The sequence below is a fragment of the Pontibacter sp. BAB1700 genome (genome assembly GCF_000277005.1).
Lineage (GTDB): Bacteria > Bacteroidota > Bacteroidia > Cytophagales > Hymenobacteraceae > Pontibacter > Pontibacter lucknowensis.
In genome coordinates, this window is record NZ_AKIS01000153.1 from 1 (window position 1) to 21,323 (window position 21,323).

A 21,323-nucleotide genomic window follows, 5' to 3' on the forward strand; every position below is an offset into this window, starting at 1 on the left:
GATCGATTGCTCAGCGTACGTGCTGTACTGATGATCAGACGTCGTGGGGGCCCCTGTACAAGAGCATCTTCGGCAGCCTGTGGGGCATAGGCATTGCCTTCGCGGTGATGGTGCTTTGGGTGCTCGTGCCGGTGCTGGCCTCCAGAAGAGCTTTTACCAGAAGGGATCTGTAAATGATGTGAAACACCTGCTGCCTGGTTAAGTGATAAGACAGTGTTATTAGACAAAAGAGCGCAAACCCTGAGGTCTGCGCTCTTTTGTTTTTGATGGATTTGGATGAAATCTGCCTTTGTTATCCGTATTAAAAAATAGGGAGAAGGGTGTAATACGCTGCTGATTGCGGTATATACTTGCCCAAATTGAACTGAAATGAAAGGTCTGCGTAAACAAGGGCCAAGAATGTTTAACGATTGCTCACCTTAACTATCCAGAACTATGACAAATCAACTCTTTTCATTAAACAGAACGCTACGAGATCTTATGCCAAGTTCTATCAGGTATAGTGTAGTAGCACTCTTCTGCGGCTCTTTACTTTTTAGCTGTTCATCAGGTGATAACGAGAATAATTCTGCCGAATCACAGGAACAAACCGGATTGGCTCACCAGCAGGAACAGGCCCCTGTAGAGGATGATGGCAAAGGTATAGGACCTGTTTCTTCTATAGAAATAAGCGAGAATATCGATGATGCGTTGGCGGCTGAAGGTAAGACCATCTTTGAAGGAAAGTGCTCCGCCTGCCATACCCTGACAGCTGATAAAGTGGTGGGCCCGGGCCTGCTGGGAGTAACCGAAAAACGCAAGCCAGAATGGATCATGAACATGGTGATCAACCCGGAGGAAATGACTAAGAAAGACCCCACCGCCAAGAAACTATTGGCTGAGCACTTAACACAGATGACCAACCAGAACATCAACGAGCAGGACGCGCGCGCTATACTGGAGTTCTTAAGACTGAATGACCTTCAGGCACAAGGAAAGTAAACTAAACCCCTTATATCATGGAAGTACTAAAGCAGAAGTTAAAAAGAATAGCACCAAAGTTAGGCTTTATGTCGATGATGATGGCAGGCGCGGTATTGCAGGGATGTGGAGGTGGAGAAGGAAATCAGAAATCCGGCACAGTTGACTCTGATGCCGCCGCCGCCGTTTATGTTCCGCCTGGGCAACACGATGAATATTATTCTTTCCTATCAGGAGGTTTCAATGGGCAGGTTTCAGTCTACGGACTTCCATCGGGCAGGCTGCTGAAAGTTATACCTGTCTTTACGCAGTTCGCTGAAAACGGCTACGGTTACAACGAAGAGACAAAGCCCATGCTGATGACCTCACACGGCTTCGTGCCCTGGGATGATCTGCACCACCCCAAACTCTCCCGCTCCGACGGTATGGCCGATGGTAAGTACCTGTACGTGAACGGCAACAACACGCCACGTGTAGCTAAGGTGGACCTGACCACATTTGAGACAGTGGAGATCATGGAGATCCCGAACTCTGCCGGTAACCACTGCTCGCCATACCCAACCAACAACAACGAGTACATACTGGCGGGTACGCGTTTCAGTGTGCCGATAAACACAGATAAAGCCGGGATGGGAGATGCCAGTCTTTCCGAGTATAAGGACAAGTTCCGCGGCTCTATCTCTTTCATCAAAACGAATGAAGACGATGGCCACATGGAACTGGACTTCCAGATACTGGTACCCGGCTTTGATTATGACCTGGCCAATGGCGGCAAAGGTCCTTCCGGTGACTGGGTGTTCTTTACGACTTACAACACCGAGAAGTCTTCCACACTGAAAGAACTGGGAGCATCCCAGAACGACCGCGATTACCTGGCGGCCATCAACTGGAAACTGGCAGCCAAGTATGCCGCCGAAGGGAAGGCACACGAGATGCCAGCCAACTATTACCACAACACGATGGACCACAACTCCCATATCGCCAAGTCTACCGTGAAGAAATCAGTGCGCTACCTGCTGCCGGAAGAGTGCCCGGGCATGATGTACCTGATCCCGGCGCCTAAGTCGCCGCACGGCATCGACGTGGACCCGACAGGGGAGTACATGGTGGTGAACGGAAAACTGGCCGCCACGCTTCCTGTGTTCTCTTTCTCTAAAATGCAGCAGGCCATCGAAAACAAGGACTTTGACGGCGAGGTGAATGGTATACCTGTATTCAAGTATGAATCGGTTCTTTACGGCGAAGTACAGGAGCCTGGTTTAGGACCATTGCACACGGAGTTTGATGGCAGAGGCAATGCGTACTCTACCATGTTTGTGTCGTCGGAAGTAGTGAAGTGGAATGTGAAAGACCTGCAGGTACTGGACAGAATGCCGGTTTACTACTCCCCAGGCCACCTGATGATTCCGGGCGGCGACACGAGAGAGCCAGATGGCAAATACCTGGTCGTGATGAACAAGATCACCAAGGACCGCTACCTACCAACCGGGCCTGAACTGCTGCACTCCGCACAGCTGATCGACATCAGCGGAGATAAAATGCGGATGCTGCTCGATTTCCCGACCCTGGCAGAGCCGCACTACGCCCAGGCGATACAGGCAGACAAGGTGGCACCAAATAGCGTCAAATTCTTTAAGCTGGACGAAAACACGCACCCGGAGGCTGTGAAGAAAGAATCTGACGTGAGCGTGACGCGGCAGGGTAGGACCGTTAAAGTGAACATGACCTCTATCCGAAGCCACTTTACGCCGGATAATATCGAGGTGTGCAGGTAGGTGATACGGTCATCTTCCATGTGACCAACCTCGAGCAGGACTGGGACGTGCCGCACGGCTTTGCGATCATGGGCGCCAACAATGCTGAAACCCTGATCATGCCGGGTGCCACGCAGTCGCTGAGGTGGGTACCGAAGCAGGAAGGCGTTTACCCGTTCTACTGCACGGACTTCTGTTCGGCCCTGCACCAGGAAATGCAAGGCTACGTGCGGGTGTCGCCAAGGGGATCCAACGTCCCTATCAAGTTCTCGACAGGAGAAAAGAAACCGGTCCCTCCGGCCCAGGCAAGCGTAAACTAAGATTAGCTGATTGTGTAAGACAGCGGAGTTTGTTAAAACCAGGCTTCGCTGTCTTTTTATACCTCCAACCTAAATAGGAAATTATGCGCATATACCTGAGAATACTGATGGTAATAGCCGCTTTGTCGCTGGGCACACTGTTTTTCTTCCCGATGTGGAAGATTTACCTGGAGGCGCCGCAGTACCCCGAGGGGCTGGAACTGCACATCTGGATAAACAAGCTGGGCGGAAGCTCTGACCACGTGCTCCAGAACTTCAATATCCTGAACCACTACATCGGCATGGAGGCCATTCATCCGGACTCTTTTGCCGAGCTCAAGTACATGCCCTACATCGTCATCTTCTTTATGATGACGGGCGTGCTGGCTGGGATTCTCGGGAAAAGAAAACTGGTGCTGTACTGGGTGATTCTGTTGGCCATAGCTGGTGCAGCTGGCATCGCAGACTTTTACCTCTGGCTGCATAAGTTCGGCACCAACCTCGACCCGGAAGCTCCCATCAAAGTGCCGGGCATGACCTACATCCCGCCGCTGCTGGGTCACAAGGCGCTGCTCAACTTTAATGCGCTTTCGCTGCCCGCCTGGGGGAGCCTGGGCATCTTCCTGGCTATCGTTATAGGCGGACTCGTATACCTGTTAAGCAGGCGTAAAACTTATTTCACTTAAACCGAAAATCTTCGACATGCTACACAAAACCACCCTTTACACACTGAGCCTACTACTCCTGCTGATAGGAGCCGCAGGTTGCTCGGTGGAGCCGAAACCCGTGCCCTATGGTGAGGCTAACTGCGTCCATTGCCAGATGACCGTGTCTGACAGCCGGTATGGCGCTGAGCTGGTAAACGACAAGGGCAAAGCTTTTTTCTTTGATTCGGCGGAGTGCCTGGCCGCTTACGCACTGGAGCAGCCGGAACTGAGCGATGCTGCGGCTTACCTGCTGGTAACGGACTTCACCAACCCTGATAACCTGGTTGAGGTAGACAAGGCACACTTTCTGCAAAGCCGGGAGCTACCCAGCCCCATGGGCATGTACCTGACAGCGGTGGCAGACGAGGCCACAGCCAGCAGGCTGCAACAGGAGTATGGAGGCCGCCTGCTGAACTGGGAAGGGGCAAAAGAAGCCGTTAAAAACAATGAAAAACCTGAGTAAAAAGATAGTAGTTTGGACAGCATGCACTTTAGTGTTGCTGCTAACGAGCCTGCAGGCGGTTGGCGGCACACTAAAGGTATGCACCAACTGCACCTATACCTCCGTGAAACAGGCCGTAAGCCAGGCGAAGGCCGGCGACGTGGTGCTCGTGGACGGCGGCGTGTACCTGGAGTCAGGTATAGAGATCACCCAGCCCATCCGCCTGATCGGGCAGAACAACCCGGTGATAGATAGTAACAACAGCGGTCAGATCATCACGGTGTTGTCTGACAACGTAACCATTCAGGGTTTCACGCTGCAGAACGTAGCCACCAGCTATACCCGCGACGACGCTGCCATCCGGGTCAGGCAGCAAAACAACATCCAGATCCTCGACAACACCATCCTGAAAACCTATTACGGGATATACCTGCAGTATTCGGATGGCATCGTTGTTAAGGGCAATGTGGTAAAAGGGGAGAACGTGGGCAGAACCGAGTCCTCGCTGGGCAATGCCATTCATGTGTACTATACAGACGATGTGCAGATAATAGGGAACGAGGTGCAGGGCCACCGGGACGGCATCTACCTGGAGACAGTGAAAAACAGCACCGTGGAGCGTAACCTCAGCCACCAGAACAGCCGCTACGGCCTGCACTTTATGTTCTCGGACGGGAATGCCTATACCCATAACATCTTCCGGAAAAACGGGCAGGTGTGGCGGTGATGTATACCACAAACGTCCGGATGGAGCACAACGTGTTTGAGGATAACTGGGGTGCAGCATCGTACGGTCTGCTTCTGAAAGAAATAAACAACAGTGTTATTTACAACAACACATTCCGGCGCAATACCACAGGTATACACATGGAAAGTTCGAGCCGCCTTGATTTCAGAAACAACGATTTTGAGCGCAACGGCTGGGCCATTAAACTGATGACTACCTGTATACAGGACACCTTCCGGCTCAACAACTTCACCGGAAATTCCTTTGACATCAGTACCAACGGAAATGCGCAGCACAACCACTTTGAGCACAACTACTGGGAGAAGTATAGCGGCTACGACCTGGACAAAAACGGAGTAGGCGATGTGCCCTACCGGCCGGTGAGTCTGTACTCCATGCTGATCGAGCGGGTGCCGCCTTCGGTGATGCTGATGCGTAGCTTTATGGTAGACCTGCTCGATAACATGGAAAGAGTGCTGCCAAGTATCATTCCACAAAACCTGGTGGACGAGCGCCCCTTGATGAAGAAAGTGAATCATGATAACAATAGAGAATTTGTACAAGTCCTACGGCAAGCTGCAAGTGCTCCGTAACGTGAGCGTTGAGCTGGACAAAGGCAAAGTCATATCCATAATAGGGCCGAACGGCTCTGGCAAAACCACCATGAGCAAGTGCATACTGGGCATGGTGCTGCCTGACAGCGGCGATATCAGATTCAATGGCGAGAGTGTGCTGAAAAAGTACGCCTACCGCAGCCAGATCGGTATATGCCCCAGATCGGAAAGTATCCCGAGAACATGAAGATCCGGCAGGTGATCGAAATGATCCGTGACATCCGCAAGGATGCTGCCGTTGATGATGAACTGATTGGTTTGTACCGGCTGGAAGAGATGTACGAAAAGCGGATGGGCGCACTGTCAGGCGGTACGAAGCAGAAAGTGAGTGCGGCACTTGCCTTCATGTTCGACCCGCAGGTGCTTATTCTCGATGAACCAACCGCTGGTTTGGACCCTTTTGCAGCTGAAATACTGAAAGGCAAAATCCTGAAAGAGAAAAAGAAAGGTAAACTGATTCTGATTACTTCGCATGTGATGAGCGAAGTGGAAGAGGTGGCGGATGAGGTGCTGTGCCTGGTGGATGGCAGTGTGATGTTCTATGAAACGATTTCTGACTTAAAAGCGCAAACACAGGAAACCAGATTGAGCCGAGCCGTTGCCAAAATCATGAACGAAGGATACAAGCCATGAACAAGATCATCAAATACGTACTCTACGACATCGTCAGGAACAAGATTATCGTTGCCTATACCTTGTTCTTGCTGTTGCTCTCCATCGGGTTGTTTAACCTGGGGGGCAGTCCTGACAAGGGCCTGCTGAGCCTTTTGAACCTGGTGCTTTTGACCGTGCCTTTGATCAGCATCGTCTTCGGCACGACCCACTTCTACAACTCCTACGAGTTCATGGAGCTGCTGGTGTCCCAGCCCATCCGGCGCAGCAAGATCTTCATGAGCGAGTACCTGGGGGTGTCGCTTTCCCTGTCAGCCGCCTTCATGATCGGGGTGGGTGTACCGGTGCTGCTCTTCGCGCCCGGCGCCACGGGCCTGTACCTGGTGCTGACAGGTATCTTTATCACCTTTATCTTCGTGGCGCTGGCCTTCCTGGCCTCGGTCATCACCCGCGACAAGGCCAAAGGGATAGGTATAGCGCTGCTGCTCTGGTTCTACTTTGCCCTGATCTACGACGGTATCGTCTTGTTTATTCTCTACTCTTTTGCCGACTACCCTTTGGAGTATGCCACCCTGGCGCTGACGGCTCTCAACCCGGTGGACCTGGGCCGCGTGCTGGTGCTGCTCAACCTGGACGTGTCGGCCATGATGGGCTACACCGGGGCCCTGTACAAGAGCATCTTCGGCAGCCTGTGGGGCATAGGCATTGCCTTCGCGGTGATGGTGCTTTGGGTGCTCGTGCCGGTGCTGGCCTCCAGGAGGATATTTAAGAGGAGGGATATGTGAATCAGGTTGCTATACCTAATGCAACAGCTATACCTGGGCCAGAGGCCCCACGATACATAACGCGAGCGTTGACACTTGCGCCATGACCGAGACCGCCGCCACACCAGTACAACAGACAGTGAAAGCAAAACCAACTTTACTGATTATTCCGTCTTGGAGTCGTCACCGTATCAACTTCAAATGCGGCTGTGTCGTCCTGCATTTCCAGTTGTGGGTTGATCTCTTCGCCAGAACCAATCTCTACACTTTCATCCATACTTTCAGTGCCACGTGTATCAGTAGCGGTATCGTGCGTGGTATTGTCCGAACTGCAGGAGAAGAAGAAAATGCCAATAAAAATTATAAATGCCTTTTTCATAGTCGTGTTCATTGGTAACAGACTTTACAACGGATAACAGGCGGCTTCGTTTCATGGTATGGCGTTGGGAATCAGGTAGTACTATTCTGAAACATATAAAACAAACCGCCCTGTCCGTTGCTTTTGGCCTAACGAACAGGGCGGTTTAGCTGGAGGTAAGATTTACTTACTGGTTATCTGAAGCGTACCATTCTGCAAAGGATTTCTCTGTTTCCCAGAGCTTGAGGCTATGCAGCCTGACCTGCGGCGGTAATAAATGCCTGAGCTTCTGTTTGAAATCGATCAGCATATTCTCGCATGTCGGCTGGAAGGGCGTGAGCACCAGTTTATGACTAAGGTGCCGCAGCGCCTCCACCAGCTCCAGCGGCGCATCATGCCGCAGCAAGAGCGCATGGTCGATCGGCTCGATGATCGTTTCCTGCACGATCTTTTTCAGCTCCTTGAAGTCCATCACCATGCCGTCGTTCGGGTGCGTCTCGCTCACGATGGGTGTGCCGATGATGGTTACTTCCAGTTTGTAAGAATGCCCGTGTATGTTATGGCAGCCCCCTTTGTAATTCTGGAGGGCATGTGCTGCCTCGAATGTGAACAGGCGGGTTAATCGTATGCTACTCATGTTCGGTTTATATCTTCTGATTCGCCAACTGTAATTGGTCTTCTGCGTCCAGTAATTCATCCAGCATCAGCACGCGCTTCTCCAACTGATCCTTGAACAGAACAGGTAGCTGCTCTTTGTAATAGCTTATACCTTGCTGCAGGTTTTGCCAGAAGTTCTGCAGGTATTTCTCCTGCTTGTCGGTCATGCTCTCCTGCAACTCTGCCTTCTTGTTCTTCCAGTAGTCCACGTACATCCGCAGCTCGTTGACGAACACGTGCGGACGGTAGGTGTTGTTGAGCACGTTCGTGCGGCCGTAAATATGGTCCACCATCTCCTGCAGCTTGAAGATGTTAGAGAAGTAGGCCAGATTCGGTCCCGGGCAAATGGCCACCGGTCTGGACGCGACAGCTTTGCGTGCTATACCTAGTTTTACGAGGGCTGTGTTGGCAAGTCCTTCACAGAGGCACTCTTTCTCCAGTACTTTGGCTTCCTGGGCTTTGTATTCCGCTTCCGGCAAACCTAATCCCTGCAACTGCACGAGCTTGTTGCGCTGGTACTTGCGGGAGGCGGTGCAGATGGGCTCTTTCGTGAAGTCTGTGTTGGAGACAAGGTGCTTCTTCTCGCACGGACTGCCCGGCTTGCCTTTTTCAATGCGGGACAGTGTAAGAGCTTCAGAACTTGTGCCGCGTAGCGAGTTGAAGGGTACTCCAAGCGGGGAAATCGGGCTCAGGTACAGGTCTTCTTTTTTGGCACGTGCCAGCTTCTCCATTGTTTCTACGTCTACCGTAGTGGCTTCGGGTACAAGCAAAAACGGTGTGCCCCAACCGGCTGCGTCCATGCCGTAGTGCTCCAGCAGGAAGCTGTGCTCCTCGGCTGTGCCAATACCCCCCTGCATCGTAATGTGCATGCTTGGCGCAGTGGCTGGCACGGTATAGCCTTTGGTTGTGAGGGCATTGCTAAACAAGGTATAGAGCTCCTCCTGCATCGCCTGTCGGTTCTGCTTGAACTCCTCCAGGATCGGGCCGATCAGGTAGCCGTCTGTGGCAAAAGCGTGCCCACCGCAGTTCAGGCCCGACTCAATACGAAACTCCGATACCCAGATACCTTTCTTAGCCAGGATCTTGCCCTGCACAAATGCCGAGCGGTAATCACTCACTTTGATCACCACCTGTTTCTGCAGGTAGCCGTTTTCATCTGGGAAGAAGCACGGGAATTGTTCCAGGTAACTGTAGAGGCGCATGTTCATACCAGCCGAGAAGATCACCGAAGCGTGCACGGTACTCTTTGCAAAACCACGCAGTGCGGCCAGTGCGTCGGAGTACTCCGATGGCAGCGGATTGCCGTCTTTGTCATAATTGGTTTTGTCGAGCTTCGTCATGATGTTCACATCGATACTTCCTGGTACCACAGCCTGGCGCAGCTCATCCTGCATGATCTTTTTCAGCTCCGGATTGTTGGTCTGCACCATCTTCTGATAGAGAACCTTGAGCGGCGCCTGGTCAGGCAGCAGCAAAAAGTACTTGGTCAGGCGCGACTCCGCATCAAATGACTCCTGTTTCAGGCTTTCCACTTGCTGCTTCACAATACGGTCGGCCAAATTGAGGTACTCTGTGATGCGACGGGCGCGGTAGTCCTCTTCTTTAGGGGTGATGGGCGTGAAGCGCTCCTGGTATACCTGACTGTAGTGCTGTCGCATCTGTTCGATCAGGGTATCGTCGCTCAGCGAGATAACCGATGAAATGCCGTACTGCGCCACTTTCATGGGCGAGTCGATGGAAAAGGCCAGACCCATAACCGGGATGTGGAAGGTGTGCGGTGTGTTTTTGATCATGAATGAAAATGCTGTATCGATTTACTGATTGGTTACTTTTTGTTTTGTCTCTAGCCCATTTTGTCTGAATCTCTACATAGGGCCCCTACCCCAAGGATTTACAGGATTAGAGGATTTTCAGGATTCTCGCATATACCGGGTCATCCCCCTGCCCCCTTCAAAGGGGGACTTTCTTGCAAGATGATTCCCCTCTTGAGAGGGCAGGGGTGTGTTAATCGTTCCAAGAGCGTCCCCCTTTGAAGGGGGCAGGGGGATGATCACTCTCTGCGAACTTACAACCCCCGCCGCTTCATCTCCGCCTCCAGCAAACTCAACTCCCTGCCCATCTGCCCGGCAATGGACGTATTCTCCTCCGCCCGCCGGATCATATAAGGCAGCGTAGTGGCCACATCGCCGTAGGGCAGATATTTGGAAGCATTGAAGCCGGCGCTGGCCAGGTTGTAGGTCAGGTTGTCGCTCATGCCGTAGAGCTGCGAGAAGTAGATACACTTGCGGTGGTCAGCTATACCCCGGCGGTTGATCTGGTTGACAAGGTAGCGGGTGCTGGCTTCGTTGTGCGTCGCGGCGCAAAGTTCTACTCTATGTAGATTTTGCAGACAGATGTCGATGGCTTTGTCAAAGCTGTGATCGGTGTCGGCTTTGATGCTGAATACCGGGCTCGGATAGCCATACTCTGCGGCTCGTTCCTGCTCTTTCTCAATGTAGGCGCCCCGCACGATCTTTATACCCAGCACCACATCATAGCCTTCGCTTCTTTTGAGCAGATCGGTGAGGTAAGCGATGCGGTCCGTGCGGTACATTTGCAACGTGTTGAACACCACGGCACGGTGCTCGTTATAGCGCAGCATCATCTTTTCGGCCAGCTCGTCCATGGCCTGCTGCAGCCAGCTTTCCTCTGCGTCAATGTATACCGTAATGTTGGCCTCGAAGGCGGCTTTGCAGATCAGGTCGAGCCTGTTTTCTGTGCGCTGAAAGGCAGCTGTTTCCTCGGCTGTAAGCAACTCGCCTTCCTGCAATTTCTGGAAAATGTCGCGGGAGCCTATACCTGTCAGTTTCACACTGATATAAGGAATTTCCCCAGTGACTTTTGCCAGCCGGATGTTGCGCATGATCTCGTCGAGTACGTAGTCGAAACCGTCTTCGTCTTCCTTCGCTTCAGCGGCGTAATCGAGCACGGTGTATACCTTGGCTTTGGCCATGCGGCGGATGGCTAGCTGTGCCTGCTGCGCCGTTTCTCCTCCGCAAAAGTGACGGTAGATCGTATTTTTTACCAGGCCTTTTATCGGCAGCCCAAGCTTAAGCGCCCAGACTGTGGCGATGCCGCCCAGTTTGACTAGCGTGGGCTTACCCATCATCCTGAATAGGAAGTGGGCAAGTTTAAGTTCTTCATCCGTTTTATTGCTAAAAGCGATTTTAAGATCTTCCGGATCGAATAATGTAGTTGGTTGTATGGTAGTGACGCCCATGTGTGTAATTTGATAGGATAGATGCCATCTTAACAGGATATATGGCATGACAAGGTAGGCTAATTTCAAGCCCTCAGAAATGAGCATCGTTAGTCAAAATAATGACATAGGTCATTTTCTATGTATTTATTTTTACATCCGGTTAGAGGTTTGTTAATTATTGTATGTGAGTGACTTAAGTCATTTTATAAGCAGGTATAGATGGGTAGACTTGCAGTATAATTTAACCTAAACGTCTCATGAATACCCCCGATATATTGACCCCCGAACTCATCAACCCGCTGACCTACCAGAGCTTCAGACAACTGGTTGATGAACTTGTAGCCAACAACCAAACTTCAGGTCCGGAGCAAACCGAAGAGCGCATTGGCTATACCAGGCTGAACCAGCAGCGCATGAAGCGCGTCGAGAAGCAATTTGCCATCAACCCTGACTTGCTTGCAGCCCTGCAGCAACCGCGCCCTGAGTGGCATTGGGTAGTGCTGGTGGAGTCGTGGTGCGGCGACGGAGCGCAGCAACTGCCTGCTCTTGCCGCTATTGCTGACGCCGTGCCGACCATCGAACTGACTATTATTCTGCGCGACGAAAACCCGGCCTGGATGGACACCTGCCTTACCAACGGAAGCCGCGCTATACCTAAGTTGATTTGCCTGAACGCCGAAACGAACGAGCGCCTGTTCACCTGGGGGCCGCGACCGCTGGCGATACTCGAACAAGTGCTGCACTTTAAAGAGGAGAACCCAAATGCGACGAAAGAGGAGATAGGTACACTGGTGCATACGCAGTATGCGAAAGACCGCAGCCAATCGCTGCAGCAGGACTTGTTGCGCCTGGCACAACAGGCTATACCTGTGCAGGAAAAAGAGGAGGGAGTGGTATCATGAAGCTAATCATCATCGCCATATTTCTGGCCAGCCTGACCTCGATGTGCGGACACGAGCGCGATCTGGAAACAGAGCATACTGAAGTAATTAACGAAGAGCAAACGCTGGCCCTGAACGGCACCGAGCGTTGGCAGGCCGACGAGCCGACCAACCGCCACATCGCCCAATTGCAAGCTATGCTGCAGGAGTTTAAGCTGCAGGCCGAGAACAATTCGGCAGAAGCTTACAACGATTTGGGGTCTTCGATGAAAGCCGAACTGCAACAGCTCTTCAAAGACTGCCGCATGAAAGGGCCCGACCACGACATGCTGCACGTATACCTGGTGCCGCTGGTGGAGGATGTGAACGTGCTGGCCGAAAAAGACGAGCACCTGTCTGAACAGGCATTAGCACGGGTAAGCACGCGACTAAAAGAATACAACACCTATTTTAAATAAACGATGGTGGAGGTAAAGGCGCAGCGGCAACCTATAACGGAACAGGACACCCTGGTGCGGGCTCGGCTTGCGCTCGGGTATTTTGTGCTGGTGGCAGTGCTGGGCCTTTTCCTGCGCTGGCTGATGGTGTCGCCGGTGGTGGGGGTGAACTACAAGAACTTCCTGCACGCGCATTCGCATGTGGCTTTGCTGGGCTGGCTTTACTGCGCCTTTTTTGCAGCTTTGCTATACATTTTTCCAGCCTCTACCTCCGCTGACCGCCGCTCATTCCGACGGCAGTTTTTTCTGACGCAGGTATCGGTGCTGGGCATGCTGTTCACCTTTCCCGTGCAGGGCTATGCGCTGTTTTCCATCATCTTCTCGACCATGCACATTTTGCTCAGCTACTGGTTTGCCCGCAGCTACTGGCGTTATGTGCAGCACAACGTCGACACCAGCACACACGCCATTTCTCTGAAGTACATCGGGGCGGCCTTGCTGTTTATGGTGCTGTCGTCCTTCGGTCCCTGGGCAATGGGGCCGATTATGGCGAAAGGCACCATTGGCGGCGAACTCTACTACTCGGCCATCTATTTTTACCTGCACTTCCAGTACAACGGCTGGTTCACCTTTGCCGTGCTCGGCTTGCTGTTCTGGTTTCTGGAGCGCCACCACATCACGTTCAACCGCCGCTGGGCCATGCGGGCTTTCTGGCTATTGGCGCTGGCCTGTCTGCCCGCCTATGCGCTCTCGGTGCTCTGGACCAAACCTGCGGACTGGGTATATGCCATCGGGTATGTGTCGGTGGCGATGCAACTGGCGGGCTTGCTATACCTGGCAAAAGTGCTGCGGCAGGTATGGGCCGAGGTGGTGCCTTTGGCGTGAAGCCCTGGGTGCGGGCGCTGGCAGGTATGGCGCTGTTCTTTTTCGTGCTGAAGCTGGCCTTGCAGACGGCCTCCGCTTTCCCGTACATGGCCGACCTGGCCTATAAACTCCGCTACTTCATCATCGGCTATCTGCACCTGTCCTTGCTCGGCTTTGTGTCGCTCTTCGTGCTTGGCTTCCTCCTGCAGCAAGGCCTCTACCAACTCGGCCGATATGGCGGTATCGGGCTGGTGCTTTTCCTGACGGGCTTCTTCGCCACGGAATTGCTGCTATTCGGGCAGGGCACTTTGCTCTGGCTCGGGCTAACGGCTTTTCCGAGTTTCAACTGGCTGATGTTCTGGGCGACTGTGCCCATGCCGCTGGGGTTGGGAATGTTGTTTATGGGGCAGCGGGGGGTGAGGGTGAGTGGGGTGGTTGTCTGTTCTTAATTTTTAAATTAGGATTTGCTGAATAGCTGGGGCTATAAGTCTTTTCTGTTACTGCGCAAAACTACAAGTCATGCAATATTCAGAGCCGCCATCTTCTTCATATATTACATTACCCATACAATCATCATATAAACAGTCTTTTCTTATAACATCTGTTTCTTCGTCACAGTTATAACATTTCAAAGTAGTACTAGTAGATGAGTTAGGGCTTAAAATAGCCCATTTCAGCTTATATTCATCATACTCTCTTTCGAATCCATCTTTGCAATAAGGGCAAATATATCTTCTTTGCTTTATGTTGAAATTACTATGTTTAAGAAACTCACTCTTCCCAATTTTGTCTAGAACATAATCTAATTTTTCAGCAAAATTTGCTTGTTCTGCTCTAGCGTCAAAATAAGACATTATTGGATGTTCCCAATTTAAACGTCGCATTTCATTCCACCATTCATCTTTGCCTAAGAATGTAGTGAAACAGTTTAGTATGTCTACCAATATATCCCTAGGATTCAGGTTTTTAGAAGAAAATCCATGAACAATTTCATTTCGAACTTTCCTGATTCTTTCTAAGAATACTACTGTTACTTGAGATACTTGACTTCCTGCTACAGCGCAATAAGTATATAATAGGGACTCTGCACCTATGGTAAATAATTCATTAAAATCCTTGGTGTTTTGGTTAGGAAGTACTGGCCAGTCAGTACGTTTATTGTCTATAAGTAACATAGGGGAATGATTACAAATAGTTGCTTTCATTATGGCTTCTATACCTGATGTAATAATATAATTGCAGTTCTGTAGTGAGGTTGTGAAAAATCGTATATTTCTTTAGTTAATTCATCTTCAAGCTCAAAGTCATCTATTTGTTTGTCAATATTATATAGTGTATCTATTGCCTGAGCCCAACACTCTTTAGCAATTTTTTCATAGTCTGTATAACTTGGGATGTTTGTTATCATGTTGTTATTTACAACTTTTTTAAATTACACATATGTGTAACTTTAGGGATTTAGCAACGATTATAATCATTAAACCTGATTTGAAACTCCGCACGTTATCCTGACTAATGAAGCCCTTATAAGATGTAACGATTTTTTTCAATGTATACATCCTAAAAATATGTTGCCAAATTTTTTTCTTGCAATGTCGGACAAATTTTTACCACAAAGGTCTGATATATAAAGTCCGTAAGGTTCGACTTTTAAAGTTGCGTCGGCAATGGGGTCATTAGTATAAAGTTTAGAACCTTCATTGAAAAATGTGTAACGTATGCTCGCCCACAATTCAAATCCAAGTTCAATATCCATGTCTGGTTCGTAACCGGAGTTATTGCCAGCCTTTACAGTTTTTGTAACTAGTCCTAGTGCATCTTTAAGTTGTATTGAAACGATATGAGCCGCGAGGTCTGCAAGTTGAATACCTTTAATTTCTAGTGAATTCTGTTCTAAATTAAATTCACAGCGCTTAATTTTTAATGAAGCTATTAATTGTTCGGCTTTATCTCTTGACGTAAACATTCCTTGGTCTACATAAACGCAGATAGGTTCAGTAATACTTTCATTACTATCTATAAATTGCTTCACAGCTTTTATACACTCAAAGCCAAGTTGCTCTCTACTTGCCCTTGGAATAACTACAATCCCAAGTCTGCAACTGTCGACAAGTAATCCTTTTAGTCGTTCACGTACTTGCGCTTTTTCAGGCTCTTTAGAATAGCTCGCACTACTTTTAAATTCAAACTTGTCGGGATCAAATCCACAAGATTTAGTAATCTCAATAATTTTTTCGTTTATGTCAACGTCTGAATAGACGCAAGCACCGATTATAAAATCAGCTTCATCGTGAATACTTTCGTCTATGTAAAATTGTCCCATTATAATTATAGCAAACAGTTTCTTATAAATTATACTCAACCTAAGGCCTTCGACTGAAGCGATATTTATACTTCGTTAAGTACAGTTATTATTAGACTCTGCTTTCTATTCTGCTTAACAAATATCTAGTGAAAACAATCAGGGTGTGATATCTAAAAGTTGAATCTTCTTCATCTGATAATCCCGGATGTGAGCCTGTAGGATGTAACCTTTTCCATAGACCATTAACATAAGGAAAATTTAGACCTGTTTCAGGAACTTCGTTTAGATTTTTATGCAACAGAACGGGACTTAAAATTGCAGGATTAGAGAGCCAATTAATTGCATCACCTATGTTTGTACATGTCCTACTAGGAATCAGTTTGTTTGAAATTTCAATTAACAAAGACTCCATGTATGTCCTAAATTGTCCATTAGCTCCAGCCCAGTTTCCGATTGAATGATTTTCTATTGCTTGTTCTAAATGTCCTTTAGCTGTATTGAAATTAAACTTAGTAAGCATACGAACTAATTCATTTTCGATATTTGCGCTAATCAATTCTTCGGGTAGAAGTGGAACAACTTGGCTATTCCTAATAGTAAACCCGTCCCTCTTTAATGAGTTGTAAAGACGGCTATAATTTTCAGAAAAGCTATTATCGTAATCAATTGGTTGTTCATAGACTGGTTCAATTTCAAAAAAATCAAAAGAGACCCTAGGTCGAGCTGGAGTTTCTCTAATTAATTTATCAAGAATATACTGAATAGAATCTAATTGTAAATTATCAGTAAAGGGTCCATGAATTTCATTAGAACTTAGAACTGAAAATATTATATTCCTTTTTTGTCCTTAGATAAGTTTCGACCATTTAATTGTTCTGGTAATTCTATGCCAAATGTGAGCCCGAATCTATCTAATTCAGCTGCATTCCAGTTCTCAATTATGTGGACGATTTCTAATAAAGTTCGTTTAGACAACATATTTTTATAATTATATCTAACTATCCTAAGGTAGTCACTATGACATTTTTCGAAATAAATGCGAAAGTAGTTTTTTATAGGTTAATGAATTAATTTAAGTCTTCCTTAGACATACCATCGGCATTTAATAAAGCTAATATAGCCCTTTCCTAATTATAGCTAGTTATTATCCCAACCAAACAAAAAAACAGGAGCGCCTACCAGACGCTCCTGTTTCATTTCTAATTTACTCCCTCAACTACACCCCAAACTATTCCCACAGTTCAGGCATTTGTAGCACGTGCCCGAGCGGATGGTGATGTGGCCGCAGACGTTGCAGATGGGAGCGTCGCCCATCATGTTGGCCAGCACCTGTTGGGTCTGTTCCAGTAGCACGGTGCGGCTCTGCGACACCAGGGTATAGCCGTTGGCTTTCACGTCGGTGACTGGCTCGGGCTGGGCCGCTGGCTTTGTTACGGCAGGTAAAGCCGCGGCCACGGGCGGGGCGGGGGCTTCTGTTTTCTCACGCGGCACATGCACCAGGTCTTCGCGCTGCAGGTACTCGTAGCCGAGGAGGCGGAAGAGGTAGTCGAAGACCGAGGTGGCCGACTTGATGTTGGGGTGCTCCACACGGCCCGCTGGCTCGAAACGGGTGAACGTGAAGCGGTTCACGAACTCCTCCAGCGGCACGCCATACTGCAGGCCCAGCGACACCGAAATGGCGAAACAGTTGAGGATGGAGCGGAACGAGGCGCCCTCCTTGTACATGTCGATGAACACTTCGCCCAGGTCGCCGTTCGGGTACTCGCCCGTGCGGATGTACACGGTGTGGCCGTCAATCTTGGCTTTCTGGGTGAAACCGCTGCGCTTATCGGGCAGCTTGCGGCGCTCCACCATGTGGGCCAGTTGCTTGCGGAACGGCTCGTTGGCGGCGTCTTCCAGAATGGCCTTGGCCGCCTGCAACACCTGTTCGGCGCTTATGCTGTTGTCGGTCTGCGGCGCTTCTGCGTCGGGTGTTTCGTTGGTTTCGGCTTTCTTGCTGCCCGACGAGAGCGGCTGTGAAAGCTTGCTGCCGTCGCGGTAAATCGAACAGGCTTTCAGGCCCAGCTCCCACGACAGGAGGTAGCAACGGGCCACTTCTTCGCGGGTGGTTTCGTTGGGCAGGTTGATGGTCTTGGAGATGGCCCCCGAGATGAACGGCTGCACCGCCGCCATCATCTGGATGTGCCCCTCTGGTCGGATAAAGCGCTTGCCTTTCTGTCCGCACTTGTTGGCGCAGTCAAACACAGGGTAATGCTCCTCACGCAGGTAGGGCGCCCGCTCGGTGGTCATGGTGCCGCAGATGTAGTCGCTCGCTTCTTCCTGCTGGGCATAGGTATAGCCGAGCGCCTTTAACAGGTTGAAGTCAGGCTGGCGGTACTGTTCGGGTCTGAAGCCGAGTCGCTGCAGGGTGGCGTCGCCCAGGGTATAGGCACTGAAGAGCGAGGCCACATCATAAGCCGTCGGCAGGGCCGCTGCCAATTTCTGAATCTCTTCCTGTGTGAATCCTTTCGCCAGTAAACTCTCCGCGTTAATGTGCGGAGCGCCTTTGAACGTGGCGTGGCCTTTGGCGTAGTTCACGATGGCCTGCAGCTCGGCTTCGGTGTAGCCCAGTTTGCGCAGCGCGGCAGGTATAGACTGGTTGATGATTTTGAAATAACCGCCACCCGCCAGCTTCTTGTACTTCACCAGCGCAAAGTCAGGCTCCACGCCCGTCGTGTCGCAGTCCATCAGCAACCCGATGGTACCCGTCGGGGCGATGACCGTGGCCTGCGCATTGCGGTAGCCGTGCTTTTGCCCCAGCTCCAAGGCCTCGTCCCAGGCTTTACAGGCGGCCTGGTGCAGGTAGTCGGGACAAAGGGCAGGGTCGAGCGGCTGCGCAGGTATAGACAAGCCTGCGTAGGCTTCGGGCTGGTTGTGCGCGGCCGCACGGTGGTTGCGGATGACGCGCAGCATGGCTTCTGCGTTGGGTTTATACTTCGGAAAAGCCCCCAGTTCAGCGGCCATCTCGGCAGAAGTCGCATAGGCCGTACCCGTCATAATCGCGGTGAGCGCTGCGGCCACGGTGCGGGCTTCGTCGCTGTCGTAGGCGAGGCCCTGCACCATCAGCAAAGCGCCGAGGTTGGCATAGCCGAGGCCGATGGTGCGGTAATCGTAGGAGCGCTGCGCTACTTCTTCGGAGGGGAACTGCGCCATCAGCACCGAAATCTCCAGCACCATGGTCCAGAGGCGGCAGGCGTGGCGGTAAGCGGCTACATCAAAGGCCTGCGTGGCTTCATCGAAAAAGCGAATCAGGTTGAGCGAGGCCAGGTTGCAGGCCGTGTTGTCGAGGAACATGTACTCCGAGCACGGATTAGAGGCACGTATCGGCCCTTCGGCGGGACAGGTATGCCACTCGTTAATCGTTGTGTCGAACTGCAGTCCAGGGTCGGCGCAGGACCAGGCGGCGTCGGCTATCTGATCCCACAGCTCACGGGCAGGTATGGACTTCACCACCTTGCCAGTGGAGCGGGCACGCAGGTGCCAGGGTTCGTTGTTTTGGAGCGCCTTAAAAAAGGAGTTCGGCACCCGCACCGAGTTGTTCGAGTTCTGGCCCGACACAGTCTGGTAGGCTTCGCCATTGTAGTCGGCCGAGTAGCCCGCTGCAATCAGGGCCGCCACTTTTTTCTCTTCTTCCTTTTTCCAGTTGATGAACTCCACAATCTCGGGGTGGTCGAGGTCGAGGCACACCATCTTGGCCGCCCGCCTTGTCGTGCCGCCCGACTTAATAGCCCCCGCCGCACGGTCGCCAATCTTCAGAAAGGACATCAAGCCCGAAGAGCTGCCGCCACCGCCCAGCGCTTCGTCCTTGCCACGGATGTTCGAGAAATTGGTGCCGACGCCCGAGCCATACTTAAATATGCGGGCTTCCTGCACCCACAGGTCCATAATGCCGCCTTTGTTCACGAGGTCATCGTCCACGGCCAGTATAAAACAGGCATGCGGCTGCGGTCGCTCGTACGCCGATGTCGACTCCTGCAGCTTCTCGGTTTCGGGGTCTACATAATAGTGTCCCTGCGCCTTGCCCTTTAACTTATAGGAATTGTAGAGGCCCGTGTTGAACCACTGCGGCGAGTTAGGCGCGGCATACTGCCCGAGGAGCATGTACACTAGTTCGTCGTAGAATGCCTGCGCGTCTTCTTTGGTCTTAAAATAACCATGGCCTTCGCCCCACGAGCGCCAGCAATCGGCCAGTCGGTGCACTACCTGTTTCACTGATTTCTCGGGGCCCTTGCCGCCATCAGGCTGCGGCACGCCCGCCTTGCGCAGGTACTTCTGGGCGAGTATGTCCGTGGCAATCTGCGACCACTGGGCAGGCACTTCCACATCCTTTATCTCGGCCACAATGCCGCCGCTCGGGTCGCGGATGGTGGAGGACCGTGTTTCGTAGTCGAACAAGGCATACGGGCTCCCACCTGGTTGGGTGAAGAAGCGGGAAACAGCCAGACCGCTGGCTCGGGGACTTCCTTTTTTCATAAGGCTTGTTTTAATTTTTTTACGTTGATTTTTAATAAGTTATGGTATATCGTGATTGGCTATATAGGCTGGAGTAAATGTAGAAATTAAATAATTAAGAAAAAAAGACCTTTTTATCTTTTATTTAATTATTTTCGTACATACTTTTACATCGGCAATCATTTACAACCCATTATTCATTTAAAACAACACCATGGAAACCATAGAAAAATTAGACGTAAGGGTACTGGAGCCACGCATGAAGCACCCGACCATTTTTAACTGGTTCGACAACCTGAATGGCGGCGAGGCTTTCGTGATTCACAACGACCACGACCCGAAGCCCCTGTACTACCAGTTGCTCGGCGAGCGAGGCAATACCTTTAAGTGGGAGTACCTGTTGCAGGGCCCCGAAATCTGGGAAGTGAAAATCTCAAAACTGACTCCCGAAGAGGGGGAGACCGTGGGCGAACTCGTAGCCAAAGACTACCGCAAGGCGCAGGTATTCAAAAAATACGGCATTGACTTTTGCTGCGGAGGCAAGAAATCGCTGAAACAGGTATGTGAAGAAAAAGGCATTAGCCCCGAAGTAGTTGAAAGCGAGCTGAACGCTATACCTGAAACAGGCAGCGCCACCACACGCGGCAACGAGTACGAAAAATGGAGCCTGAGCTTCCTGAGCGACTACATCGTGAACATGCACCACAGCTACGTGCGCGAGGCTATACCTACGCTGTACGAGTACACCACCAAAGTAGCGCGTGTGCACGGCGGCCGTCACCCAGAGGTAGTGGAAGTAGCCAAGCACTTTGTGAACATCGCCAACGAGCTGGAGGCCCACATGCCGAAAGAAGAGCGCGTGCTTTTCCCATTCATCAAGCAACTGGAAGAAGCCCAAAAGAGCGGCGTGAAAATAGACCGTCCCGCATTCGGCAGCATTCAGAATCCGATTAACATGATGGAGATGGAGCACGAAGCCGCCGGCGACGAACTGGCTGCCATCCGCACTCTGACCAAGAACTACACGTTACCAGCCGATGCCTGCGCGACTTACAGAGTAATGTTCTCGAAGCTGCAGGAGTTCGAAGAAGACCTGCATCGCCACATCCACCTCGAGAACAATGTGCTGTTCCCGAAAGCAGTGGAGCTGGAGAAGGAGGTACTGAAGTAAGGATCAGGATTTTCAGGATTTTTAAAGGGCCACCCACGA

At 50.8% G+C, this 21,323-nt stretch carries 20 protein-coding genes and 2 pseudogenes; 13 read left to right on the plus strand and 9 right to left on the minus strand.

What is annotated here, in order from left to right; translation table 11 throughout:
- Positions 1-480: 480 nt before the first annotated feature.
- The 8 genes and pseudogenes from O71_RS16650 (at position 481) to O71_RS16680 (ending at position 6,900) form a co-directional block, all read left to right on the plus strand.
- On the plus strand, positions 481-981 hold the full coding sequence (locus O71_RS16650; protein WP_155800975.1) for a cytochrome c: 501 nt from the start codon (positions 481-483) through the stop codon (positions 979-981).
- Between the two features lie 68 nt (positions 982-1,049).
- Positions 1,050-3,034 (plus strand): annotated as a pseudogene (nosZ, locus tag O71_RS16655) (Sec-dependent nitrous-oxide reductase).
- Positions 3,035-3,117: 83 nt separating this feature from the next.
- Positions 3,118-3,699 (plus strand): hypothetical protein, encoded by a 582-nt coding sequence (locus tag O71_RS16660; RefSeq protein ID WP_007659139.1) that lies wholly within the window; start codon positions 3,118-3,120, stop codon positions 3,697-3,699.
- A gap of 16 nt (positions 3,700-3,715) precedes the next feature.
- Entirely contained in the window at positions 3,716-4,183 is a 468-nt protein-coding gene (locus tag O71_RS16665; RefSeq protein ID WP_007659140.1) for a nitrous oxide reductase accessory protein NosL, read from the plus strand.
- Positions 4,167-5,482, plus strand: a pseudogene (gene nosD, locus O71_RS16670) (nitrous oxide reductase family maturation protein NosD). Before O71_RS16665 ends, nosD begins: the two are co-directional and overlap by 17 nt.
- A complete protein-coding gene (locus O71_RS27475) occupies positions 5,445-5,690 on the plus strand; it encodes an ATP-binding cassette domain-containing protein (RefSeq protein ID WP_369750974.1) in 246 nt (81 codons plus the stop codon). Before nosD ends, O71_RS27475 begins: the two are co-directional and overlap by 38 nt.
- On the plus strand, positions 5,657-6,136 hold the full coding sequence (locus O71_RS16675; protein ID WP_369750975.1) for an ATP-binding cassette domain-containing protein: 480 nt from the start codon (positions 5,657-5,659) through the stop codon (positions 6,134-6,136). Before O71_RS27475 ends, O71_RS16675 begins: the two co-directional genes overlap by 34 nt.
- Positions 6,133-6,900: an ABC transporter permease subunit gene (locus O71_RS16680; protein ID WP_007659145.1), complete on the plus strand. Its 768-nt coding sequence runs from the start codon at positions 6,133-6,135 to the stop codon at positions 6,898-6,900. The genes O71_RS16675 and O71_RS16680 overlap by 4 nt, the downstream gene beginning before the upstream one ends.
- Before the next feature lie 136 nt (positions 6,901-7,036).
- Here the strand turns inward: O71_RS16680 and O71_RS16685 are convergent, their stop codons facing one another.
- The 4 genes from O71_RS16685 to O71_RS16700 all read right to left on the minus strand — a co-directional run bounded on the left by O71_RS16685 (position 7,037) and on the right by O71_RS16700 (position 11,153).
- Positions 7,037-7,258 (minus strand): hypothetical protein, encoded by a 222-nt coding sequence (locus O71_RS16685; RefSeq protein ID WP_040574535.1) that lies wholly within the window; start codon positions 7,256-7,258, stop codon positions 7,037-7,039.
- Positions 7,259-7,424: 166 nt separating this feature from the next.
- Positions 7,425-7,874, minus strand: coding sequence for a 6-carboxytetrahydropterin synthase (locus tag O71_RS16690; RefSeq protein ID WP_007659150.1), 450 nt, complete (start codon positions 7,872-7,874; stop codon positions 7,425-7,427).
- Between the two features lie 7 nt (positions 7,875-7,881).
- Positions 7,882-9,687 (minus strand): hypothetical protein, encoded by a 1,806-nt coding sequence (locus O71_RS16695; RefSeq protein WP_007659152.1) that lies wholly within the window; start codon positions 9,685-9,687, stop codon positions 7,882-7,884.
- 272 nt (positions 9,688-9,959) lie between these two features.
- On the minus strand, positions 9,960-11,153 hold the full coding sequence (locus O71_RS16700; RefSeq protein WP_040574537.1) for a proline dehydrogenase family protein: 1,194 nt from the start codon (positions 11,151-11,153) through the stop codon (positions 9,960-9,962).
- 239 nt (positions 11,154-11,392) lie between these two features.
- On the opposite strand from O71_RS16700, the gene O71_RS16705 reads away from it, so the two are divergent.
- From O71_RS16705 to O71_RS16720, 4 genes are read left to right on the plus strand one after another with little or no spacing between them, the layout of a single operon-like run.
- Positions 11,393-12,037 (plus strand): thioredoxin family protein, encoded by a 645-nt coding sequence (locus O71_RS16705; RefSeq protein ID WP_007659154.1) that lies wholly within the window; start codon positions 11,393-11,395, stop codon positions 12,035-12,037.
- Positions 12,034-12,474, plus strand: coding sequence for a hypothetical protein (locus O71_RS16710; RefSeq protein ID WP_007659156.1), 441 nt, complete (start codon positions 12,034-12,036; stop codon positions 12,472-12,474). Before O71_RS16705 ends, O71_RS16710 begins: the two co-directional genes overlap by 4 nt.
- Positions 12,475-12,477: 3 nt before the next feature.
- On the plus strand, positions 12,478-13,338 hold the full coding sequence (locus O71_RS16715) for a hypothetical protein (protein ID WP_040574539.1): 861 nt from the start codon (positions 12,478-12,480) through the stop codon (positions 13,336-13,338).
- The gene (locus O71_RS16720) at positions 13,311-13,766 is read left to right on the plus strand and encodes a hypothetical protein (protein ID WP_040574541.1); all 456 of its coding nucleotides are present in this window, start codon (positions 13,311-13,313) and stop codon (positions 13,764-13,766) included. The genes O71_RS16715 and O71_RS16720 overlap by 28 nt, the downstream gene beginning before the upstream one ends.
- A gap of 48 nt (positions 13,767-13,814) precedes the next feature.
- On the opposite strand, the gene O71_RS16725 is transcribed toward O71_RS16720, so the two are convergent.
- The 5 genes from O71_RS16725 to O71_RS16740 all read right to left on the minus strand — a co-directional run bounded on the left by O71_RS16725 (position 13,815) and on the right by O71_RS16740 (position 20,170).
- On the minus strand, positions 13,815-14,522 hold the full coding sequence (locus O71_RS16725) for a hypothetical protein (protein ID WP_007659157.1): 708 nt from the start codon (positions 14,520-14,522) through the stop codon (positions 13,815-13,817).
- 8 nt (positions 14,523-14,530) lie between these two features.
- A complete protein-coding gene (locus O71_RS16730) occupies positions 14,531-14,725 on the minus strand; it encodes a hypothetical protein (RefSeq protein ID WP_007659158.1) in 195 nt (64 codons plus the stop codon).
- Between the two features lie 138 nt (positions 14,726-14,863).
- Positions 14,864-15,640 carry a DUF3800 domain-containing protein gene (locus tag O71_RS16735; RefSeq protein ID WP_007659159.1) on the minus strand — a complete coding sequence of 259 codons (777 nt, stop codon included), beginning with the start codon at positions 15,638-15,640 and terminating at the stop codon, positions 14,864-14,866.
- Between the two features lie 91 nt (positions 15,641-15,731).
- Complete coding sequence (locus O71_RS24705) at positions 15,732-16,178, minus strand: hypothetical protein (protein ID WP_202800236.1); 447 nt, start codon at positions 16,176-16,178, stop codon at positions 15,732-15,734.
- A 656-nt stretch (positions 16,179-16,834) separates the two neighbouring features.
- Complete coding sequence (locus O71_RS16740; RefSeq protein ID WP_369750976.1) at positions 16,835-20,170, minus strand: vitamin B12-dependent ribonucleotide reductase; 3,336 nt, start codon at positions 20,168-20,170, stop codon at positions 16,835-16,837.
- A 157-nt stretch (positions 20,171-20,327) separates the two neighbouring features.
- Here O71_RS16740 and ric point away from each other — a divergent pair, with 157 nt between their 5' ends.
- Positions 20,328-21,284, plus strand: coding sequence for an iron-sulfur cluster repair di-iron protein (gene ric, locus O71_RS16745; protein WP_007659161.1), 957 nt, complete (start codon positions 20,328-20,330; stop codon positions 21,282-21,284).
- Positions 21,285-21,323: the final 39 nt, after the last annotated feature.